Here is a 20,157-nt window from a genome sequence, read left to right as displayed (position 1 = left end):
TTGATCAGCACCATCCCCGCACTTGCCCGCGATATCGACGGCAAAGCCATCGCTGCCCAGGTTCTCGAGGAGGTTCGAGAAGAGGTTCAGGTCCTGGCGCGACAACAGATCTACCCTGCCCTGGCCGTGCTGCTCGTCGGTGAAGACCCGGCCAGCGAGGTTTATGTGCGCAACAAGGTGCTGCGGGCCAAAGAGGTCGGCATCCGTTCCCTGGAGTACCGTCTGGCAGAAAACGCCAGCCAGCACGATGTGCTGGAACTGATTGCGCAACTGAACGCCGACGTCACGGTGAACGGCATCCTGGTGCAATTGCCATTGCCGATCCATATCGACGAGGCGGCGGTGATTCATGCCATAGATCCGATCAAGGACGTGGACGGCTTTCATCGGGAAAACGTCGGTGGACTGGTCCAGGGCATCGAGGTCCTGACGCCCTGCACACCCAGCGGCTGCATGCGGCTGCTGCACGAAACCTGCGGTGACCTGAGTGGCTTGCACGCGGTCGTCATCGGCCGTTCGAACATTGTCGGCAAACCGATGGCGACACTGCTGTTGCAGGCCAACTGCTCGGTCAGTGTGGTGCACTCGCGCAGCGTCGATGCTCCAGCATTGTGCAGGCTGGCAGACATCGTCGTCGCTGCGGTGGGTCGCCCCCAGCTGATTGATGCCAGTTGGCTCAAACCCGGAGCGGTGGTGATCGACGTCGGCATCAATCGCATTGCCAGCGAATCGGGCAACCGATTGGTCGGCGATGTCGATTACGAGAGTGCACGCACCGTGGTCAGCGCGATCACGCCGGTACCCGGTGGTGTGGGGCCGATGACCATTGCCTATCTACTGAAGAACACCCTGATTGCCAGCCAGCTACAGCGTGCTGCCCAGACGCGCGAGCAGTCGGCAGTCAGTCACCTGGCGTTGAGCTGAACCCAATTGTAGGAGCGAGCTTGCTCGCGATGGACTCAATAGCGCCGCGTTTAGCCAGTAAACACGCGTTATCGTTAACGACCATCGCGAGCAAGCTCGCTCCTACAATAATGGGCCTGGCGATCAACAGTAACGATCAGTGGTTGTAGGCACGCTCGTTGTGCTCGGCCAGATCCAGGCCCATCTCCTCTACCGATTCATCGGCGCGCAAGCCGACCAGGGCATTGACCACTTTGAGAATGATCCAACTGATGGCAAAGCAGTACACCGTCGTCAACAGCACACCCTTGATTTGGGCCAACACCTGGCCACCCATGGTCACCCCTTCTACCAGCCCGCCCAGGGACGGTACGCAAAAGACCCCGGTCAATACCGCGCCGATCATCCCGCCGATACCGTGCAAGCCGAACACATCGAGGCTGTCGTCGTAACCGAAACGCCGTTTGAGCACGGTAACGCTCAAGTAGCAGAACACCCCGCACAGCAAACCGATAGCTAGGGCGCCACCCACACCCACATAGGCACACGCCGGGGTAATGCCCACCAGACCCGCCAGGGCACCACTGGCCAGACCCAGCGCACTCGGCTTGCCGACCTTGAGCCACTCGGTGAACATCCAGCCGAGAATCCCGGCGCAGGCGCCCAGTTGAGTGTTAAGCATGACGATACCGGAGGTGCCGCTGAGGCCGCCGCCGGAACCGATGTTGAAACCGAACCAGCCGACCCAAAGCATGGCCGCGCCGGCCATGGTCAGGCTCAGGTTGTGCGCCGGCATCGGCGTATTTTCGTAGCCCTTGCGCTTGCCGAGGATCAGGCAGGCGGCCAGCGCGGCCACACCGGCATTGATGTGCACCGCTGTACCGCCAGCAAAATCGAGAACGCCCCAGTTATGCATCAACGCCCCCGCACCGCCCCAGACCATATGCGCCACCGGGGCATAAACCAGGGTGAACCACAGGGCCATGAACAGCAGTGCCGCGGAAAATTTCATGCGCTCGGCGAACGCACCGGCAATCAGCGCCGGCGTGATGATCGCGAAGGTCATCTGGAAGGTTACAAACACCCCTTCCGGTATCTCGCCGACCAGGCTTTCCGGGGTCATTCCGGCGAGAAAGGCCCGACTCAGCCCGCCGACAAAACTGTTGAAGGTCACCTCCCCTTCAACCATACCGGTGGTGTCGACCACCATGCTGTAACCGTAGATCACCCACAAAACGCCCACCAGACCGGCGATACCGAAGCATTGGGTGAACAGCGACAACATGTTTTTCGCCCGCACCAGACCGCCATAAAACAACGCGAGACCCGGCAGACACATGAACAACACCAGCACCGCCGCCGTCACCATCCAGGCGGTGCTGCCGGTGTTCAAGGTTGGTGCATCGGCTGCCTGCGCCAGCGGCACGAGCGCGCCGGCCGCCAGTAAGCCGAGAAGGGATTTGCCGAGAAGACGATTGACCATGTTCAAAGCTCCTGCAAAAGAATGGAAAGTGTCTGGCAGTGAGCAATTGCTGATTCGTGCGCCTCTTTTCGGGCGCCTTGATCTGTGGCGAGGGGGCTTGTCGGAACGCCGCATCGCCCCGTTCGACCGCGCAGCGGTCGTAAACTGGCAGATTGAGTCCATCTGAAGGACCGCGTTAGCCGGGTTCAGGACCGCTGCGCGGTCCGACGGGGGCAAGCCCCCTCGCCACAGGTTATCTCACCGATTTCAATAACCACCCGAACCCGGAATCCAGCTGGTCCCCGCCAGCGGTACCCGGGCCATGGCCGCCGATTCTACGGTCAGCGCCACCAGGTCTTCAGGATCCAGATTGTGCAGGTGTGACTTGCCACAGGCCCGTGCCATGGTCTGGGCCTCCAGCACCAGTACGCGCAGGTAGTTGGCCAGACGGCGACCACCTTCCACCGGGTCCAGACGCTTGGACAGTTCCGGGTCCTGAGTGGTGATACCGGCCGGGTCGCGGCCGTTCTGCCAGTCGTCGTAAAAACCTGCCGCCGAACCAATCTTCTGCAGTTCTTCATCCAGTCGCGGGTGGTTGTCGCCCAGCGCAATCAACGCCGCCGTGCCTATCGCCACGGCATCGGCGCCCAACGCCATGGCCTTGGCCACGTCGGCACCGTTGCGAATCCCCCCCGAAACGATCAACTGAACTTTCCGATGCATGCCCATCTCTTGCAAAGCCTGTACCGCTTGCGGGATCGCAGGCAAAATCGGAATGCCCACGTGTTCGATAAACACTTCCTGGGTCGCCGCGGTGCCGCCTTGCATGCCGTCGAGCACAATCACATCGGCCCCGGCCTTCACCGCCAGTTTGACGTCGTAGTAAGGCCGGCTCGCCCCGATCTTTACGTAGATCGGCTTTTCCCAATCGGTGATCTCGCGGATCTCGGCAATCTTGATCGCCAGGTCATCCGGGCCGGTCCAGTCCGGGTGACGGCAGGCACTGCGCTGGTCGACGCCGATCGGCAAGGTGCGCATGCCGGCCACCCGCTCGGTGACTTTCATGCCCAGCAACATGCCGCCGCCACCGGGCTTGGCACCCTGCCCCAGGACGATTTCAATGGCGTCGGCCTTGCGCAGATCGTCCGGGTTCATGCCATAGCGCGACGGCAGGTACTGATAGACCAGATGCTGCGACTGCCCGCGCTCCTCCGGGGTCATGCCGCCGTCACCGGTCGTGGTGCTGGTACCGGCGATGGTCGCACCTCGGCCCAACGCTTCCTTGGCATTGGCCGACAACGCACCGAAGCTCATGCCGGCGATGGTCACCGGAATCTTCAGGTGGATCGCCTTCTTGGCGAAGCGGTTGCCGAGGATCACGTCGGTGCCGCACTTCTCCCGATAGCCTTCGAGCGGGTAGCGCGACACGCTGGCGCCGAGCAGCAGCAAGTCGTCGAAGTGCGGCACCTTGCGTTTGGTGCCTCCACCGCGGATGTCATAGATACCGGTCTCGGCGGCACGCTGGATTTCCTGGATGGTCAGGCGGTCGAAAGTCGCGGACTCGCGCAACACTGGAGGGGCGGCTTTTTGGCTGATTGGGTCGCTCATATCTGTTCTCCTCGCGTGGATCAGTACGCGGACGCGTTATCGACTTTGAAGTTGTACAACTGACGGGCCGAGCCGTAGCGCTTGAAGTCAGCCGCCTTGTGCTCAAAACCGGCGCGATTGAGCAGAACTTGCAGTTCCTCCAGGTGTTCGGCGCGCATCTCTTTTTCGACGCAGTCCGAGCCCAGGGACGCGACGGTGCCCCGCACATAGATGTGGGTTTCGTACAGCGAATCACCCAGGGCATCGCCCGCATCGCCACACACCACCAGGCGCCCGGCCTGGCCCATGAAGCAGCTCATGTGGCCGATGCTGCCGCCGACCACGATGTCGATGCCTTTCATGGAAATTCCACAACGGGCACCGGCATCGCCTTCGATCACCAATAACCCGCCATGAGCGGTGGCGCCTGCGGCCTGGGACGCACTGCCCTTGATCCGCACCATGCCCGACATCATGTTTTCCGCGACACCGACACCGGCATTGCCATGTACGGTGATGCACGCTTTCTGGTTCATGCCCGCGCAGTAGTAGCCGGCGTGCCCCTGGATATCGATGGACACGGCCTGGTTCACCCCAACCGCAAGGTTGTGCTTGCCGTTGGAATGAGTCACCACCCACTCGCGGTCTTCAACGTTGTTGACCTGGTCATGCAGCGCCTGATTGAGGTCACGCACGGTGGCAGTGGAAAGATCGATGGTTTTCATGTGTGCGCTCCTTAAGCTGACTCGCGTTCCCAGATGTACAGGGTGGCCGGTGCCGGCTCCCAGATCCTGGCGTGCTCGATACCCGGCAGGCTCGACAGCGCCTGATATTCGGAGGCCATGGCAACGTAATCGTCGGTCTCGGCGAGAATTGCCGGTTTACAGGCAATCGGGTCGCGGATCACCGCAAAGCCGTTGCGGGTGCCAATGGCGAAAGTGAAGAAGCCGTCCAGGTTCTCCAGCGAATGATCCAGCGCCTCCTTCAGCGAGTCGCCTTGTTGCAGGCGCCAGGTCAGGTAGCCGGCGGCCACTTCCGTGTCGTTGTCGGTTTCGAAATGGATGCCTTCGCGCTTGAGTTCCTGGCGCAGACGAAAGTGATTGGACAACGAACCGTTGTGCACCAGGCACAGGTCGGCGCCGGTGGAAAACGGGTGGCTGCCTTCCATGGTCACCGCACTTTCGGTGGCCATGCGGGTGTGGCCGATGATGTGGCTGCCCTTCATGCTGGCCAGGCCGAAGCGTTGGGAAATTTCCTGGGGCAAGCCCATGCCCTTGAGGATTTCGATGCTCTGCCCGGCGCTCATGATGCGGATGCTCGGGGCCAGTTCGGCGAGGGCCAGACGGACTGGCGTTTCTTCAGCATGGATTTTCAAGACGGCGGCGCTGGCGTTCTGAAACCAGTCCAGCGAACAGCCGAGACGGCCTTCGAGTTCACCCATCAGGGTTTTCCAGTCGAAGGCTTCGGTGGTCGCCTGCAGGGTCAGCTTGACCCAGCCATCGGTCACTTCATCGCCATAGATGGCGAAGCCGGCACTATCCGGGCCACGATCGGTCATGGCCTGTAGCATCGGTTCGAAGAGCTGGCCGAGCCGGGATTCCAGCTGCGGATTTTTCAGGTAAAGGCCTACGATTCCACACATGACAACAGTCCTCACTACGTTCGGCAGCCGCAAGTTTCAAGCTGCAAGATGGTTCGTTTGAGCGCGCCGGTGGCGCCTAGAAAAATTCGGTGTAGCGCTGCACTTCCCAGTCGGAGACATGGCGGCTGTATTCCACCCACTCCATGCGCTTGAGCTTGATGAACTCGCCAACGATCTGCGGGCCCATGACCTCGGCGAACAGCGGGTCGGCTTCCAGCGCGTCGCAGGCTTCCTTGAGCGATTGCGGCAGGGTCTTGATGCCGCGCGCGGCAATCTGCTCCAGGCTCAGGCTGTAGAGGTTTTCGTTGCAGACGTGGTCGATTTCCAGCTGACGGTCGATGCCATCCAGGCCCGCCGCGATGATCGCCGCGCTGACCAGATAGGGATTGCAACCGGCGTCCGGCAGGCGGAACTCCAGGCGGCCATAAGGCACCCGCACCATCGCCGAGCGGTTGTTGGCGCCGAAGGCAATAAAGGCTGGCGCCCAGGTCGCGCCGGACAACGAATTGCCCACCACCAGACGCTTGTAGGAGTTGACCGTCGGTGCGGCGAAGGCGCAGAGCGCCGGGCCATGGGCGAGCAGGCCGGCGGCGAAGTGATAGGCCATTTTTGACAGGCCCATGCCGCTCGGGTCGCTGGCGTCATGGAACAGGTTTTTGTTCTCGGCGCTGCTGATCGACAAGTGAAAGTGCATGCCGTTGCCGGCGCGTTTCGGGTCGGGCTTGGGCATGAAGGAGCAGATCATGCCCAGGTCATTGGCAATCTCGCCGGCGGCCATGCGAAAGAACGTGAATCGATCCGCCGAGGTCATGGCGTCGCTGTAGGTGTAATTGATCTCGAACTGGCCGTTGGCGTCTTCGTGGTCGATTTGATAGACCTCGAAATCCACCGCCTGCAACGCTTCGGTCAGGCGTTCGAGGAACACCCGGGAGCGCGACAGGCCTTTGTAGTCGTAGCAAGGCTTGTCCAGGTTGTCGCTGGCGTCGACCAACTGCAGTTTGCCCTGCTCGTCACGGCGCATCAGATTGAACTCGGGCTCCAGGCCGGTGTTGAGCGTCCAGCCCTTGTCTTCCAGGCGACGAACCTGCTGCTGCAGCACGTAACGGCTGTCATAAGGATGCGGCTTGCCGTCGACATGCCCGATGCATACGATCCGGCCATAACCCGGTTGCCAGGGCACAGGCATCAGCGTGGACAAATCGCCACGGGCCATGAAGTCCGGACCGTGGGGTTCCATGCCCATGCCGCTGATGGCGAACCCGGCAAAACCCGCGCCGTCCTCGGCCACGGCCTTGAGTCCACAGATCGGCACCGATTTGGTCTTGGCCGAACCATGGATATCGACAAACTGCGCAAGCACATACTTGATCCCGTGCTTGTCGATGATGCGCTGGGTTTCTGCTGGCAACATTGCTCGTCACTCCTCGCGAAAAAGGGCAAATCATTGTGGAAAGGCCGTCACTTCCTTTGGATATTCCTGAAAAGAAAGTTAGTTTCCCAATAGGAATGCAAGGCCCTTGCCAGAATCGCGAATGAAAAGCTGAAGTACCGTAACCAGCGCTTTTGTGCTGTATATATGGGAATATTCTTTTCCCGGTGGGAATACCGCCCAATGGGCTGGAGAGGAACGCCGGGATTTGCACTTTCTCAGTGCGAAACTAATATTACTGAACAGAAAGTGTGCAGGATCTAAATACTATGCCGACCGAAACCGCCCCGCGCCTCAAGCTCGAGCAATACCTGGGTTTGCAAATCAAACGCCAGCGCCAGGCGCAGGACCTGAAATTGTCCGATGTGGCGAAAATTGCCGACATCAGCCAAGGCATGTTGAGCAAGATTGAAAACGCCCAGGTCTCCACCAGCCTCGATACCCTGAGCCGCCTGTGCGATGTGCTCGGCCTGCCGCTGTCGAAGCTGTTCAGTGAATACGATCAGCAAGACGGCAGCGCGCAGCTGGTCAAGGCCGATCAAGGCATGGAAGTGGTTCGTCGCGGAACCGAGAAAGGCCATACCTACCATCTGCTCAATCACACACGCGGGCCGAAGAAGAGTTTCGAGGCCTACATGGTGAGCATGGATGACGCCAGCGAAGAGTTTCCGACCTTCTCCCATCCGGGCACCGAGTTTCTCCACCTGCTCGAAGGCGAATTGATTTATCGCCACGGCAATCAGCTGTACCGCATGGAAGCCGGTGACAGCCTGACCTTCGAAGGAGAAATCCCCCATGGCCCGGAACAACTGGTGCAAGTGCCGATCCGCCTGCTGTCGATCATGAATTACGGCAACGACAAAGAATAATCCCCGCCCCACGCCCCGTTCGATTCCAACCCTGAGGCCGACCTATATCGGCCTCAGGCGTTTTCCTGCCAGTTAAAAAACTTTCACAAAAATTCTGGACGCGACGCGGGCATTCCCCTATAAAGCCAACATCAGGAATAAATTATTCCCCATAAGAAAATTCGCTCATGGATGAGCCTGCTGTCCGCTGATGTTTTTTTCGCTATGCGATGAGCTGCCGCCATCTTCCCGAGGACGTGTCATGCAACACGAAAAAAACCATTTCATCATCAAGATCACCTGTCCCGCGGTGTCCGGCATCGTCGCGGCCGTTACCACTTACCTGGCGGACAACGGCTGCTACATCGGGGAGATGGCGCAATTCGACGACGACTTCAGCGGCCGGTTTTTCATGCGCGCGGTGTTCCGTTTCAACGACGACTACCCGGGCGATATCCAGCAGATCAAGGACGGTTTCAGCGACGTCGCCAAGGCGTTCGACATGAGCTGGGAACTGCATGACACCCGCGAGCCGATGCGTGTGTTGCTGATGGTCAGCAAGTTCGACCATTGCTTGACCGACCTGCTCTACCGCTACCACAAGGGCGAGATGGACATGACCATCACCGCCATCGTCTCCAACCATTTGGATCTGCGGCCCATGGCCGAGCGCGAGGGTATCCGCTTCATCTATCTGCCGGTGACGAAAGACACCAAGGCCCGGCAGGAAGCCGAGCTGATGAAAGTTGTCGACGACACTGGCACCGAACTGGTGGTGTTGGCGCGCTACATGCAGATCCTCTCCGATGACCTGTGCAAGCAACTCTCGGGCCGGGCGATCAACATCCATCACTCGTTCCTGCCGGGGTTCAAAGGTGCCAAGCCTTATCACCAGGCCTACCAACGCGGGGTGAAACTGATCGGCGCTACGGCGCACTACGTCACCAGCGACCTCGACGAAGGGCCAATCATTGAACAGGAAGTGCAGCGCGTCGATCACGTCTATCTGCCGGACGATCTGGTCGCCACCGGCCGTGACACAGAAACCGTGGCCCTGTCCAAGGCGGTCAAGTACCACCTGGAACACCGGGTTTTCCTCAATCAGGACAGAACGGTGATCTTTCGATGAGCACGCCCAGACTGATTGACGGCAAAGCCGCCGCCGCTCGTGTGTTGATCCAGGTTCGCAAGGACGTGGACGATCTGCGCGAGCAAGACATTCAACCGGCCCTAGCGGTGATTCTGGTGGGCAGCGACCCGGCCAGCCAGGTCTACGTGCGCAACAAGATCCTGCGCGCCGAAGAGGTGGGCATTCGCTCCGTGGAGCAACGACTGTCCAGCGACACCAGCACCGAACAACTGCTGAACCTGATTGGCAGGCTGAATGCCGACCCTTCGATCAACGGCATTCTGCTGCAATTGCCGTTGCCGGCTCACATCGACGAATTGCACGCCCTGGAGGCCATCGCCCCGGCCAAGGATGTCGATGGTTTTCACAGTGAAAACGTCGGTGGCCTCAGCCAGGGCCGCACGGTGCTCGCCCCCTGCACACCCAGCGGCTGCCTGTACCTGCTGGAACAAACCTGCGGTGATCTGCGCGGTAAACACGCGGTGGTGATTGGCCGCTCGAACATTGTCGGCAAACCCATGGCCGCCCTGTTGCTCAAGGCTGATTGCTCAGTGACCGTGCTGCATTCACGCAGCCCGGATCCGAAGGCCTTGTGCCGTCAGGCCGACATCGTCATCGCCGCCGTAGGACGACCGCGACTGATCGACGCCAGCTGGCTGAAGCCCGGCGCGGTGGTGATTGATGTCGGCATCAACCGCATCGACGACCAGGGCCGCAGCCGTCTGGTGGGCGACGTCGATTTCGACAGCGCCCTGCCCCACGTCGCGGCGATCACCCCGGTTCCCGGTGGCGTCGGCCCGATGACCATTGCCTTTTTGATGAAAAACACCGTGACCGCAGCCCTGGTGCAACATCAGGCTCAACGCAGCCAATCGGAGGCCCTATGCCGTTCAATCTATTGAAGTACGGGTTGAGTTCGGAGTATCCGGTGGAAGTCGATCTACCGCCGCCCCGGGAACTCAAATCGAGCTATGACGTAGTGATCATCGGTGCCGGCGGCCACGGCCTGGCAACCGCTTATTACCTGGCCAAGTACCACGGCATTACCAACATCGCGGTACTGGAGAAGTCCTATCTGGGTGGTGGCAATACCGCGCGCAACACCGCGGTGATCCGCTCCAATTACCTGACCAGCGAAGGCGTGCGTTTTTACGCCGAGTCAGTGCGGATGTTCCAGGGGCTGTCCAATGAATTCGATTTCAACATCATGTACTCCGAGCGCGGCCAGCTGACCCTGGCCCATACCGATGCCACCGTGCGTTCGTTCCGTCAGCGGGCTGAGGTCAACAAGCACTTTGGCGGCCGAACCGAGATGATCGACCGCCAGCAGATTCGCGAACTGGTGCCCAGCCTCAATCTCGACCCCGGTCACCTGCCGGTCATCGCGGGCCTCTGGCACATCGACGGTGCCACCGCGCGCCACGACGCAGTCGCCTGGGGCTACGCCAAGCAGGCGGCCAAGCGCGGCGTGGAAATCCACCAGCTCACTGAAGTGCAGGACCTGATCATCGAGAATGGGGCAATCACCGCCGTGAAGACCAATCGCGGCACCATCAAGTGCGGCTGCGCCGTGCAGGCAATCGCCGGGCACAGTTCGTTGTTGATGGCCAAGGCCGGGATCCGCTCGCCGATCCAGACCTTCCCGCTGCAAGCCATGGTCACGCAACCATTCAAACCTTTTCTCGATCCACTGGTGAGCTCCTCTGCGCTGCATTGCTACGTGCAGCAGACCAGCCGCGGCGAGGTGGTGTTCGGCGGCGGCTCCGATCCTTATCCGCTGTTCAACACCCGTTCCACGCTCGATCTGAAGGAAAGCCTGCTGGCCCACGCCATCGAAATGTTCCCCTTTCTGGCCAACGCCAAGCTGATGCGCCAATGGGCTGGGATCACCGACATGACCCCGGATTACAGCCCGATCATGGGGCTTTCGCCGGTAAAAAATTACTACCTCGACGCCGGTTGGGGCACCTGGGGTTTCAAGGCGACACCGATCTGCGGCAAGACCATGGCAGAACTGGTGGCCAGCGGCGGCAAGGTGCCGGATCTGATCAAACCTTTCGGCCTCGAGCGCTTTTCGACCTTCCAGCAAGTCAACGAAATGGGCGCTACGGCGGCCAGCCACTGACGGAGAGCGGACCATGAAAATCATCAATTGCCCGCTCAACGGGCCACGCAACATCAGCGAATTCACTTATGGCGGCGAGTTCAAGCCAATGCCCGATCCCGTTCGCTGCAGCGATGCCGAATGGGCCGACTACGTGTTCAACACCGACAACCTCGCTGGCGTGGTACGCGAATGGTGGATGCATACGCCGTCGAGCTACTGGTTTCTCGCGGAGCGTCACACCGTGAGCGATGAAATTCTTCGCACCTTCGACCCCAAAGAACTCTTCACCGCCCGCGTCGACTTCAGCGCCGCCCAGGAGATCGCAGGATGAATCGCCTACCCGCCCCAATGGGCTTGTTGATCGACCGTGATCAGCCGCTGGATTTCAGTTTCGACGGTCATCGCTATCAAGGCTTGCAAGGTGACAGCATCGCCAGTGCCCTGTTGGCCAATGGACGCTTCCTGATCTCGCGCTCGTTCAAATACCACCGCCCGCGCGGCCCGTTGACCATGGCCGGACAGGACGCCAACAGCCTGGTGCAACTGCCCCAGGAGCCCAATGTGCTGGCCGATACTCATACGCTGTCGGCCGGTCTGCAGGTCACGGCGCAGAACGTCAACGGTTCGCTGGACAACGATCGCGATGCCTACCTGGGCAAGTTCTCCAAATTCATGCCGGTGGGCTTTTACTACCGTTCCTTCTACAAACCCAAGGGCATGTGGAAAGTCTGGGAACCGATCATTCGCAAGAAGGCCGGCCTCGGTGTACTCGACCTGAAGTTCCAGCCCGAGTATTACGACAAGTCTTACCTGTTCACCGACGTTGCCGTGATCGGTGCCGGGCCTGCAGGGCTGCAGGCGGCGCTGACAGCGGCCAATGCCGGGGCGAAGGTGTTGCTCATCGAACAACAACCGATTCTCGGTGGTTCGTTGACCTATGCCCGTTTCGATATCGAAGGCAAAAGAGCCGAAACCCTGCGCCGCGAGCTGCTGTCTGCGGTGGAGCAACACGCCAATATCCGGATCCTCACCGAGGCGACCTGCAATGCCTGGTTCACCGACAACTACCTGCCGGTCATCCAGGGCAAGCGCATGTACAAGGTGCGTGCCCGCCAATGCCTGGTGTGCAGCGGCGCTTTCGACCAACCGGTGGTGTTTCGCAACAACGATTTGCCGGGCGTGATGCTCACCAGCGCTGCGCAACGCTTGATGAAGTTGTATGCGGTCAAGCCGGGCAAACGCGCGGTGGTGCTGACGGGTAATGATGACGGTTACCTCGCCGCTTTGGATCTGCACGATCAGGGCGTGGAAGTCGCCGCAGTGGTGGACTTGCGTCATGGTCCTGGCGATGAGTCCCTGCTGCAGGCACTGGCTCAGCGCAAGATCCCTTGCCAGCGCAACAGCACAGTGTATGAAGCGCTGCACGAGAAAGGCATGCGTCATATCAATGGCGTCGATGTGCGCAAGATCACCGCCCAGGGTCAGGTCGCCACAAGCGGCCAACGCCTTGACTGCGACTTGCTGTGCATGTCCGCCGGTTACATGCCGGTCTATCAACTGCTCTGTCAGGCGGGCGGCAAACTCGCCTACGACGATCAGCGTGCCGAATTTACCCTCAGTAGCCTGCCACAAAACCTTGCAGTCGCAGGCTCGGTCAATGGTCGTCACCGCCTCGACAACGTGATCGCTGATGGCATGAATGCCGGAGCTGATGCCGCGCTCGCTTTAGGGCTGGCAGTCAGCGCACAACGCACACCATTGGGCAGCGAGGTTCGGGTCAACTTCAACTGGCCGATCTTCCCCCACCCCAAGGGCAAGGACTTCGTCGACTTCGACGAGGACCTGCAAGTGGCGGACATCGTCAATGCCACCCGGATCGGCTATCGCGACGTGCAACTGGTCAAGCGTTACTCCACCGTGGGCATGGGCCCTTCCCAGGGACGTCACTCGGCGCTGCCAACCGCACGGTTGGTCGCCTGGGCTACCCAGCGCAACATCAGCGAAACCGGGGTCACCACGGCACGCCCACCGTTTGTGGCGGAAAAGCTGGCGCATGTTGCCGGCAGGGCTTTCGACCCTTACCGCCAGACACCGATGCACGCCCGGCATGTACAAGCCGGGGCGAAGATGATGCCCGCCGGGATCTGGCAGCGGCCGGCCTACTATGGCAGTGCCAAGGATCGCGACGCCTGTATGCAGGCCGAAGCACTGCACGTGCGCAACAAGGTCGGGATCATCGATGTGTCGACTCTGGGCGGTCTCGACGTGCGTGGCCCGGACGCCGCCGAACTGCTCAACCGCATGTACACCTTTGCCTTCCTCAAGCAGCCGGTTGGCCGCTCTCGCTATGCGCTGATGACCAATGAACATGGGGTAGTGATCGATGACGGTGTGTGCGCTCGTTTCGCCGAGAACCATTTCTACGTCACCGCCACCACCAGCGGCGTCGACCGCATCTATCAGCAAATGCTCAAGTGGAACGCACAATGGCGCCTGGACGTGGACGTCGCCAACGTCACCGCCGCTGTCTGCGCGGTCAACGTCGCCGGGCCCGACTCGCGCAAGGTGCTGGAACAGGTCTGCACCGATCTGGATCTGAGCGCCGAAGCATTCCCTTATCTGGGCGTGCGCCAGGGTACGGTCGCCGGGATCAAGGCGCGTATGCTGCGGGTCGGTTTTGTCGGCGAACTGGGTTATGAAATCCACGTACCCGCGCGTCACGGGCTCAAGCTTTGGGACGCGCTGATCTCGGCTGGCAAAGCACACGACATACGTCCCTTCGGCGTCGAAACCCAGCGTCTGCTGCGCCTGGAAAAAGGCCATGTGATCATCAGCCAGGATACCGATGGCATGACCCATCCGGCGGAAATCGACATGGGCTGGGCGATCAGCCGCAACAAGCCATTCTTCATCGGCCGGCGCTCGGTGGATATCCTCGAAGCCCAGCCACAAAAACGCAAACTCGTTGGCTTCACTTTGCCCAAGGGCAGCCTACAACCGCTGGAAGGCCATCTGGTGCTCAATGGCCCGGACATCAGTGGCAACGTCACCTCCTGCGAATATTCCGCAAGCCTGGGCAAGATCATCGGCCTGGCCTATGCCGGCATCGACCAAAGCTTGCCGGGGCAGCGCATTCCAATCCGCGTCGAGGGTGGCATTGTGATCCAGGCCGAAGTGGTGCAATTGCCCTTCTTCGATCCCGTCAACCTACGCCAGGAGCTTTGAGCCATGACCAGTCTGATAGAACAACATAGCCTCGGCCAGCCGTCCCTGGCCCTATTGTCTGCCTGTACGCTGACAGACCTCACCGATCTGCCTCGGCTCGGTTTTCGCGGCGCCCATAGCGCGCAGTATTTGCTCAGCCGCCACTTCGTGCTGCCCGACGCCCCCAACCGCGCCATCACCCAGGAGGACAGCAGCTGCGTGGCGCGCCTGTCCCAGACCGAGTACCTGTTGCTGGGAAGCCATCGGGATCAGGGTGAACGCATTGCCGCTGAAGAGGCCCGCTGGGAGCTGGATCACAAGGCCAATTACCTGCTGCCACGCCAGGACAGCCATGCCTGGTTTCAGCTCGGTGGTGAACACCTCAGTGACGTAATGGCCAAACTCTGTGGTGTCGACTTGAGCCCTCAAGTCTTCGGCCCCGGAGCAGTGGCACAAACTTCGGCGGCACGCATCAACGTTATCGTGATCAACGCCAGTACCCTGCAACAGCCGAGCTTGTTCATCCTGTGTGACCGGGCATCGAAGGCTTACTTTAACGAAGCGTTGCTGGATGCAATGGAGGAGTTTTCGGGGTTGGCAACGGATGGGACGCCAGGCTGACGCTTGTCAGAAACAGGGTGAACCGAAGATCACCCAGGCGTTACAACAGAGGACGTCCGCTCACACGAAAGCAGTGAGGATTCCACCAAGTGCCAGTCGTTTCGTAGGGGCAAAAACGCCTAAAAATAAAAAGGGGTCGCGAGATAAAATCTCGCCCCCCTTGAATTATATGATCTGGGCGGAGTGATTCGAACACTCGATCCCTAGCACTCCATCTCCTTTTCCATACCTCTTGAAAGACTCCAAAGTTCCACCCTGGATTCGTCGAATCCAGTATTTACTTGAGCTCCAGCGGTGTTCAGCTCTACGAGAGTCCAGGAACGCCCATCAAGAGCCGACGTTTTTGTGGGGGGAAAAGTGGGGGGAACCCATTTCATGGCCAAAATTACCATCAAAGAACTCGAGTCGCTGACTACAGGCCCAACTCGCTACGAGGCCGGGTCAGGGTGTCGATCAGTGCGTACATGATTTTCTTGGCGCACGGCAGCAGAAAGTGGTTTTTCGGCCCTTCTTCGACCATTACTGCTCGGTTATTGGGTTGGTTTGAGGTTTTTTGCTTAGTGCAGACGCACCTATCCCGTGAGCGGTGGCCCTTGAGATGTAATTTTGGCCAACCGTTGCAGGTTCTGCACCGCGGCGGAGTGTTTTTCTACGCTCTGGGCCAGAAGCGACATTTATAGGACTCGGATAACCATGTAGGTACCGGGACAGCCGCTATCAATCCTGCTTAAGCTCATCCAAACGCCCTATCACAAACAAGCTGACAATCAGGTCCAGATGCGCCCCACCCGCATTCTTGTACACGGTAATCTCCTCCTCTCCCCGCTCAAAGGCCAGCAATTGACTCAGATCGAAAAGATCCCCCTCGATCTGCGCATCACTGATCGCTCCCGCTTCCAGCGGAATCAAGATATCCCCCGCCACTGCCGCCGACTGGCGGTCATCGACAAAGATCCGCGCCTTGCCCAGCAACACGTTATCCGCCTCCTGCATGTCCGGACGGAAACCACCGACCAGGTCGACGTGAGTACCCGGCCGCACGCAACGCCCGAGGATCAGTGGAGCAGATGAACTGGTGGCCGAAGTGATGATATCAGCCTTGGCTACCGCCTCGTTCAGATCCTGCACGATAGTCGCCTCAAGGCCCCGGCGCTGCAAGTCAGTGCAGGCATCCTGCAATTTCTCTGGTGAACGATTCCACAGCAGGACCTGGCGAATCGATGGACGGATGTGCAGGTAGGCGTCTGTCAGCGACCGAGCGACCGGCCCTGCGCCGACTACCAGCAGCACCTCGCTGTCCTCGCGGCTCAGCCGGCGTGCAGCCAGGACCGAATCTGCGGCAGTCTTGATGCTGGTGATGGCCGGGCCGTCGAGTACGGCGGCGATGGCTTTGGTGGTCTGGTCGATTACCATGAATGCAGCATGTTCGGTAGGTAGTGGCGGCGTGGACTTGGCGTTGGCGGAATAGATCGAGGCGAGTTTTATGCCTGCGCCAGCCCCTGGCAGAATCACGCCGCGACTGAACAGCCCGTAGTCGGCGTCGCCGATGAAGTAGCTATCGCCCAACGGGCGTGAGCCGAGGTGTGCCTCGTGCAGCGCCTGTAGTACGCCTTCCCAATCCAGTACCGATTGAATCTGTTGTGCGCTGATCATTTGCATTGTGTGTTTCCCAAGCATGAATCAGGCAGGGCCTGCTGTTCGCAGGTCCTGCTTGATTGTTCAGGTTGGCGCTGGATGATCTGGCATTTTCCGCCGATCACCAGCACCGGTTTACCAAGGACCGCCATGTCAGGCGTCCCCCCAAGCCCGGCGCGGACGAGGCAATCATGTAGTCGTCTTTGATCACCGGCGCACAGTCGGCGATTTTGAGACTGTGGTACTCGTGGACTGCTGACGACAGACCTCCAATGCGGCTGACGAAGTCCTTCTCGTGAGAACGCATACATCGAGCGAGTTCTATTCACAACCCTGCCACTAAAAAATCGCCAATGCAGCGCCAAAGAGACTTTCATCGGGCACTACGCCAAGCCCGACGCCCTTTGGTCGCTTAATATGGCCGCCCTCAATACGAATACCGTTTTCTGGATCGTAGTGGCCTTTGATATATGGAGCCGCTAACCACACACCCTCAAGCAGTTCAGGGGCTACCGTCGCACCAATATGGGTGCAGGCGGCCGCAATGATGTCTCCGCCCCAAGAGTCGTCGCAGGTATGAGGCAGGTTCCGCGCCGCACAAAGGTCGCGGAATGCACGCATCGGATGCAACCCACCGATCCGAGTGACCTTCATCCCGAAACCGTCGACCAATCCGGTGCCAGCGGCTGTAATGGCGGTATTCAGGTTGATGCCGCTTTCATCCATATAGATGCCGTGGCTGACTTGCTGGCGGATTTTTTGCAGGTCCTCGATAGTGTTGCAAGGCTGCTCCATGATAAAGGGGATATCCGGGCATTCGCGGCTTATCCGCAGGGCATCGCGGGTGGTCAAACTCCGATTGCCATCGATGGCAAGTCGCATACCCGAACCGCGGATCACTTCCCAAACTTTGCGGATGGTTTCAACGTCTTCTTCGACCGCTCTGCCGCCAACTTTTACTTGAATACGCAGGTAACCCTCGTCAAGTTTTTCCGCTGCGAGACGGGCTGTTTCATCCGGCGCGCCAATAACGGTAGAGTAGTAAGACGGCACGCGATCCGTCACAGCGCCCCCCAGTAAATCGGAAATACTGACACCAAGATGCTTGCCCAGTAGATCATGCGCTGCGATATCTATAGCGGCTTTGGCGTAATTGTGGCCAGTAAGCAAAGTGTCCATGCGGCGGTGCAATGGCACTGGCAACACCTCAGCGCCGATCAGGCCTGGGGCCATTTCTTTTAGTGCTGCCAACGCTCCTGCGGAGTTGCATTCGGCATAGGTAGGGCCTACCGGACAGGTCTCGCCCCAGCCGTACAGACCATTGTCGGCCACCAATTTGACTAGCGTAGTAGTCAGTGACCAAACTTCTGAGAGGGCCATCTTGTAGGGGCCATTAACGACCGGCAAATTGTACTGATACAGATGGACTTCGGTAATTTTCATTGATCGATCTCCGGAATGGTGAGGACGAGCTTCCCAATGAACCCCTTACTCAGGAATTCCTGATTTTTATAAATTTCCTTAAGAGGAAAGGTTGGAAGATTTGGCCTACGCCACTCAGGCCGCTATCAGCATGGTGCTGTCGCAGGCAGAAAATCTAATAGCCTTTAGACCGATCAACCACATTCAAGAGAGGCATTCCCTCACACTCTCTTCGGAGATTCTCAACAATCACCGCCACACCACCTTCAATCTGCACATCGCTTGCAATATGAGGAGTCAAGAGCACTCGAGGGTGTTTCCAGAGTGGGTTGTCTTGAGTGGGAGGCTCTTGTACCAAAACATCCAGTACGGCACCTCCCAGACGGCCTTCATTCAACGCAGAAAGCAGAGCTGTTTCTACAACGTGGGCGCCACGTCCCACGTTAATTAGTCCAGCTCCATGAGGCAGACAATCGAGCTTCGCAGCATTGAGTATCCCGTCTGTTTCGGGAGTCAGTGGCAACATGTTCACAAGGATGTCGCACTGCCCTAAAAACGCCTCCAGTTCGTCCGGGCCGACGTAACAGTGACCACCTGGCACCTCCTTCAAAGAACGATTCCAGCCACTGAGCTGAAATCCCAATGGCTGAAGGCGATCAAGCGCGGCACGTCCGAGATTGCCAACCCCCATGACACCAACACGCCGCTGTGAGGCTCGCACAATTGGTCGAGGTTGCCAGCGACCACTGCGCTGATCTTCTTGGTAAGCGAGGATGTCTCGATGCAAGGCAAGAACACCAAACAAAACATACTCGGCCATGATGTCAGCCATCGAGCTATCTACTAGCCTTATTAGCGACACGTGAGCAGGCAAACGGGCCAGATCAAACTGGTCGACTCCAGCCCCGGCAGCGTAGAGGAGTCGAAGATTACCAAACTGCTCCGCCATGTCGGCAAGAGGCTCCCAAGCCAGGATGTAGTGCACCTCTGCCGGGTTACCGATATCAGGCCATTGGCGGAACTCTAGTTCAGGGGCGAGCGTTGACAGGCAATCTCGCCATTTCTGCGCATCGGCGGGGTCGGCCATGTATAGGATGCACATAGAAAACTCCCTATTCGACTTTCAGATGCGCATAGCTATCAACGAAACGCTTAAATTTGTGTTTGCCACAAGTGTACGCTTCATACTTCGCGGGTAAAGCCTCACTCACGCAGGTTGGCACAGGCTCAACAACCGCATCGAAATCCAAATCAATAAAGAAAGGTATTGAATAGCGCTCTAGACCGCTAGTATTTATGACGCGATGCATTGTCGAGGTGTAGCGATCGTTGGTGAGAGTTTGAACTAGATCACCAATGTTGACGATAAACGTCCCTTCAACTGGTGGGGCAGTAACCCACTCCCCTGCACGGTTCTTGACTTGTAAACCGCCAACCGTGTCTTGAGACAGGACTGTCAGGAAGCCGTAATCCGTGTGAGCACCAATACCGATCTCTTCCAGGGAGACCTTTCCTAACTGAGGCGGATAACGCAAAACACGCTGAATAGTGATGGGCTTACGTTGGCGTTGTTCAAAATAATTTTGCGGCAAATCCAGACTCAGCGCGATGCCGCCGATGAGCGTTCTCGCAAGCGCCAATACGGCTGAATGATAAGCCTCGGCAACCGTTTCGAATTGCGGCAGTCCGGACGGCATTTGATTAGGGCCAAAAAACGGAGAAACTTCATCGTAATGGGCGCCGTAATCAAAGCACTCTTTGAAGTCGCGCGTATTAGCAGGATCTACGTTTTCCGCATACATCGGGATGTAACCACGTAGCGTAAGCCCGGAGTTCACGATGTTAAGTGTGTTCTTCTCTTCGGATGGAAGCTTGAAAAAAAGTTTGGTGAACCTGTACATCTCATCTATCAGTTGCTGCGAAACGCCATGGTTTTTTATATAAAAAAAACCCACTTTTTCGCACGCTTCGCCTATCTGGCTTGCCACCCGCAGCGGATTTTCGCCGTTTATGAGTGGCGAAATATCTATGACCGGGATTTCAGTAAAGGCAGTTTGTTTGCTGGCCAAACGAATATCAAATAACTCAGTCACGCTTCTCTCCTTTCTAAATGGATGACAGACGCGGACGAGCCACATTCGTCCTTGTTTGGGCGGATGTTAATCCTG

Annotated in this window: 17 protein-coding genes; 8 read left to right on the top strand and 9 right to left on the bottom strand. The window is 58.7% G+C overall.

Features of this window, described 5'->3' with window-relative positions:
- Window positions 1-924 (top strand): bifunctional methylenetetrahydrofolate dehydrogenase/methenyltetrahydrofolate cyclohydrolase FolD, encoded by a 924-nt coding sequence (gene folD, locus EI969_RS07700; protein ID WP_178120586.1) that lies wholly within the window; start codon window positions 1-3, stop codon window positions 922-924.
- A gap of 136 nt (window positions 925-1,060) precedes the next feature.
- On the opposite strand, the gene EI969_RS07695 is transcribed toward folD (EI969_RS07700), so the two are convergent.
- The 5 genes from EI969_RS07695 to glnT all read right to left on the bottom strand — a co-directional run bounded on the left by EI969_RS07695 (window position 1,061) and on the right by glnT (window position 7,005).
- Complete coding sequence (locus tag EI969_RS07695; protein WP_160386923.1) at window positions 1,061-2,386, bottom strand: ammonium transporter; 1,326 nt, start codon at window positions 2,384-2,386, stop codon at window positions 1,061-1,063.
- Window positions 2,387-2,632: 246 nt separating this feature from the next.
- On the bottom strand, window positions 2,633-3,973 hold the full coding sequence (locus EI969_RS07690) for an FMN-binding glutamate synthase family protein (RefSeq protein ID WP_160386922.1): 1,341 nt from the start codon (window positions 3,971-3,973) through the stop codon (window positions 2,633-2,635).
- Window positions 3,974-3,993: 20 nt separating this feature from the next.
- Window positions 3,994-4,677 (bottom strand): protein glxC, encoded by a 684-nt coding sequence (locus EI969_RS07685; RefSeq protein ID WP_160386921.1) that lies wholly within the window; start codon window positions 4,675-4,677, stop codon window positions 3,994-3,996.
- 11 nt (window positions 4,678-4,688) lie between these two features.
- Entirely contained in the window at window positions 4,689-5,594 is a 906-nt protein-coding gene (locus tag EI969_RS07680; protein WP_160386920.1) for a glutamine amidotransferase family protein, read from the bottom strand.
- A 76-nt stretch (window positions 5,595-5,670) separates the two neighbouring features.
- On the bottom strand, window positions 5,671-7,005 hold the full coding sequence (gene glnT / locus EI969_RS07675) for a type III glutamate--ammonia ligase (protein ID WP_160386919.1): 1,335 nt from the start codon (window positions 7,003-7,005) through the stop codon (window positions 5,671-5,673).
- A gap of 287 nt (window positions 7,006-7,292) precedes the next feature.
- Here glnT and EI969_RS07670 point away from each other — a divergent pair, with 287 nt between their 5' ends.
- The 7 genes from EI969_RS07670 to EI969_RS07640 all read left to right on the top strand — a co-directional run bounded on the left by EI969_RS07670 (window position 7,293) and on the right by EI969_RS07640 (window position 14,932).
- Window positions 7,293-7,892 (top strand): helix-turn-helix domain-containing protein, encoded by a 600-nt coding sequence (locus EI969_RS07670; RefSeq protein WP_008003699.1) that lies wholly within the window; start codon window positions 7,293-7,295, stop codon window positions 7,890-7,892.
- 241 nt (window positions 7,893-8,133) lie between these two features.
- The gene (gene purU, locus EI969_RS07665) at window positions 8,134-9,000 is read left to right on the top strand and encodes a formyltetrahydrofolate deformylase (RefSeq protein WP_160386918.1); all 867 of its coding nucleotides are present in this window, start codon (window positions 8,134-8,136) and stop codon (window positions 8,998-9,000) included.
- Window positions 8,997-9,902: a bifunctional methylenetetrahydrofolate dehydrogenase/methenyltetrahydrofolate cyclohydrolase FolD gene (gene folD / locus EI969_RS07660; protein WP_160386917.1), complete on the top strand. Its 906-nt coding sequence runs from the start codon at window positions 8,997-8,999 to the stop codon at window positions 9,900-9,902. The genes purU and folD (EI969_RS07660) overlap by 4 nt, the downstream gene beginning before the upstream one ends.
- Window positions 9,884-11,125, top strand: a complete 1,242-nt coding sequence (locus tag EI969_RS07655) for an FAD-dependent oxidoreductase (RefSeq protein WP_160386916.1) — start codon at window positions 9,884-9,886, stop codon at window positions 11,123-11,125. The genes folD (EI969_RS07660) and EI969_RS07655 overlap by 19 nt, the downstream gene beginning before the upstream one ends.
- Before the next feature lie 13 nt (window positions 11,126-11,138).
- Entirely contained in the window at window positions 11,139-11,438 is a 300-nt protein-coding gene (locus tag EI969_RS07650) for a sarcosine oxidase subunit delta (protein WP_160386915.1), read from the top strand.
- Window positions 11,435-14,332: a 2Fe-2S iron-sulfur cluster-binding protein gene (locus tag EI969_RS07645; protein WP_160386914.1), complete on the top strand. Its 2,898-nt coding sequence runs from the start codon at window positions 11,435-11,437 to the stop codon at window positions 14,330-14,332. The genes EI969_RS07650 and EI969_RS07645 overlap by 4 nt, the downstream gene beginning before the upstream one ends.
- 3 nt (window positions 14,333-14,335) lie before the next feature.
- Window positions 14,336-14,932: a sarcosine oxidase subunit gamma gene (locus tag EI969_RS07640; RefSeq protein ID WP_160386913.1), complete on the top strand. Its 597-nt coding sequence runs from the start codon at window positions 14,336-14,338 to the stop codon at window positions 14,930-14,932.
- Window positions 14,933-15,649: 717 nt separating this feature from the next.
- Here the strand turns inward: EI969_RS07640 and EI969_RS07635 are convergent.
- The 4 genes from EI969_RS07635 to EI969_RS07620 form a co-directional block, all read right to left on the bottom strand.
- A complete protein-coding gene (locus tag EI969_RS07635) occupies window positions 15,650-16,591 on the bottom strand; it encodes an ornithine cyclodeaminase family protein (protein WP_160386912.1) in 942 nt (313 codons plus the stop codon).
- A 315-nt stretch (window positions 16,592-16,906) separates the two neighbouring features.
- On the bottom strand, window positions 16,907-18,010 hold the full coding sequence (locus EI969_RS07630; RefSeq protein WP_160386911.1) for a mandelate racemase/muconate lactonizing enzyme family protein: 1,104 nt from the start codon (window positions 18,008-18,010) through the stop codon (window positions 16,907-16,909).
- A gap of 154 nt (window positions 18,011-18,164) precedes the next feature.
- Window positions 18,165-19,091 carry a glyoxylate/hydroxypyruvate reductase A gene (locus tag EI969_RS07625; protein ID WP_160386910.1) on the bottom strand — a complete coding sequence of 309 codons (927 nt, stop codon included), beginning with the start codon at window positions 19,089-19,091 and terminating at the stop codon, window positions 18,165-18,167.
- Window positions 19,092-19,101: 10 nt separating this feature from the next.
- A complete protein-coding gene (locus tag EI969_RS07620) occupies window positions 19,102-20,082 on the bottom strand; it encodes a 2-oxoglutarate and iron-dependent oxygenase domain-containing protein (RefSeq protein WP_160386909.1) in 981 nt (326 codons plus the stop codon).
- Window positions 20,083-20,157: the final 75 nt, after the last annotated feature.

It is taken from the genome of Pseudomonas sp. PB101 (genome assembly GCF_009764265.1).
In the GTDB taxonomy this organism is placed as follows: Bacteria; Pseudomonadota; Gammaproteobacteria; order Pseudomonadales; family Pseudomonadaceae; genus Aquipseudomonas.
This window is presented reverse-complemented; position numbering and strand designations above follow the sequence as displayed.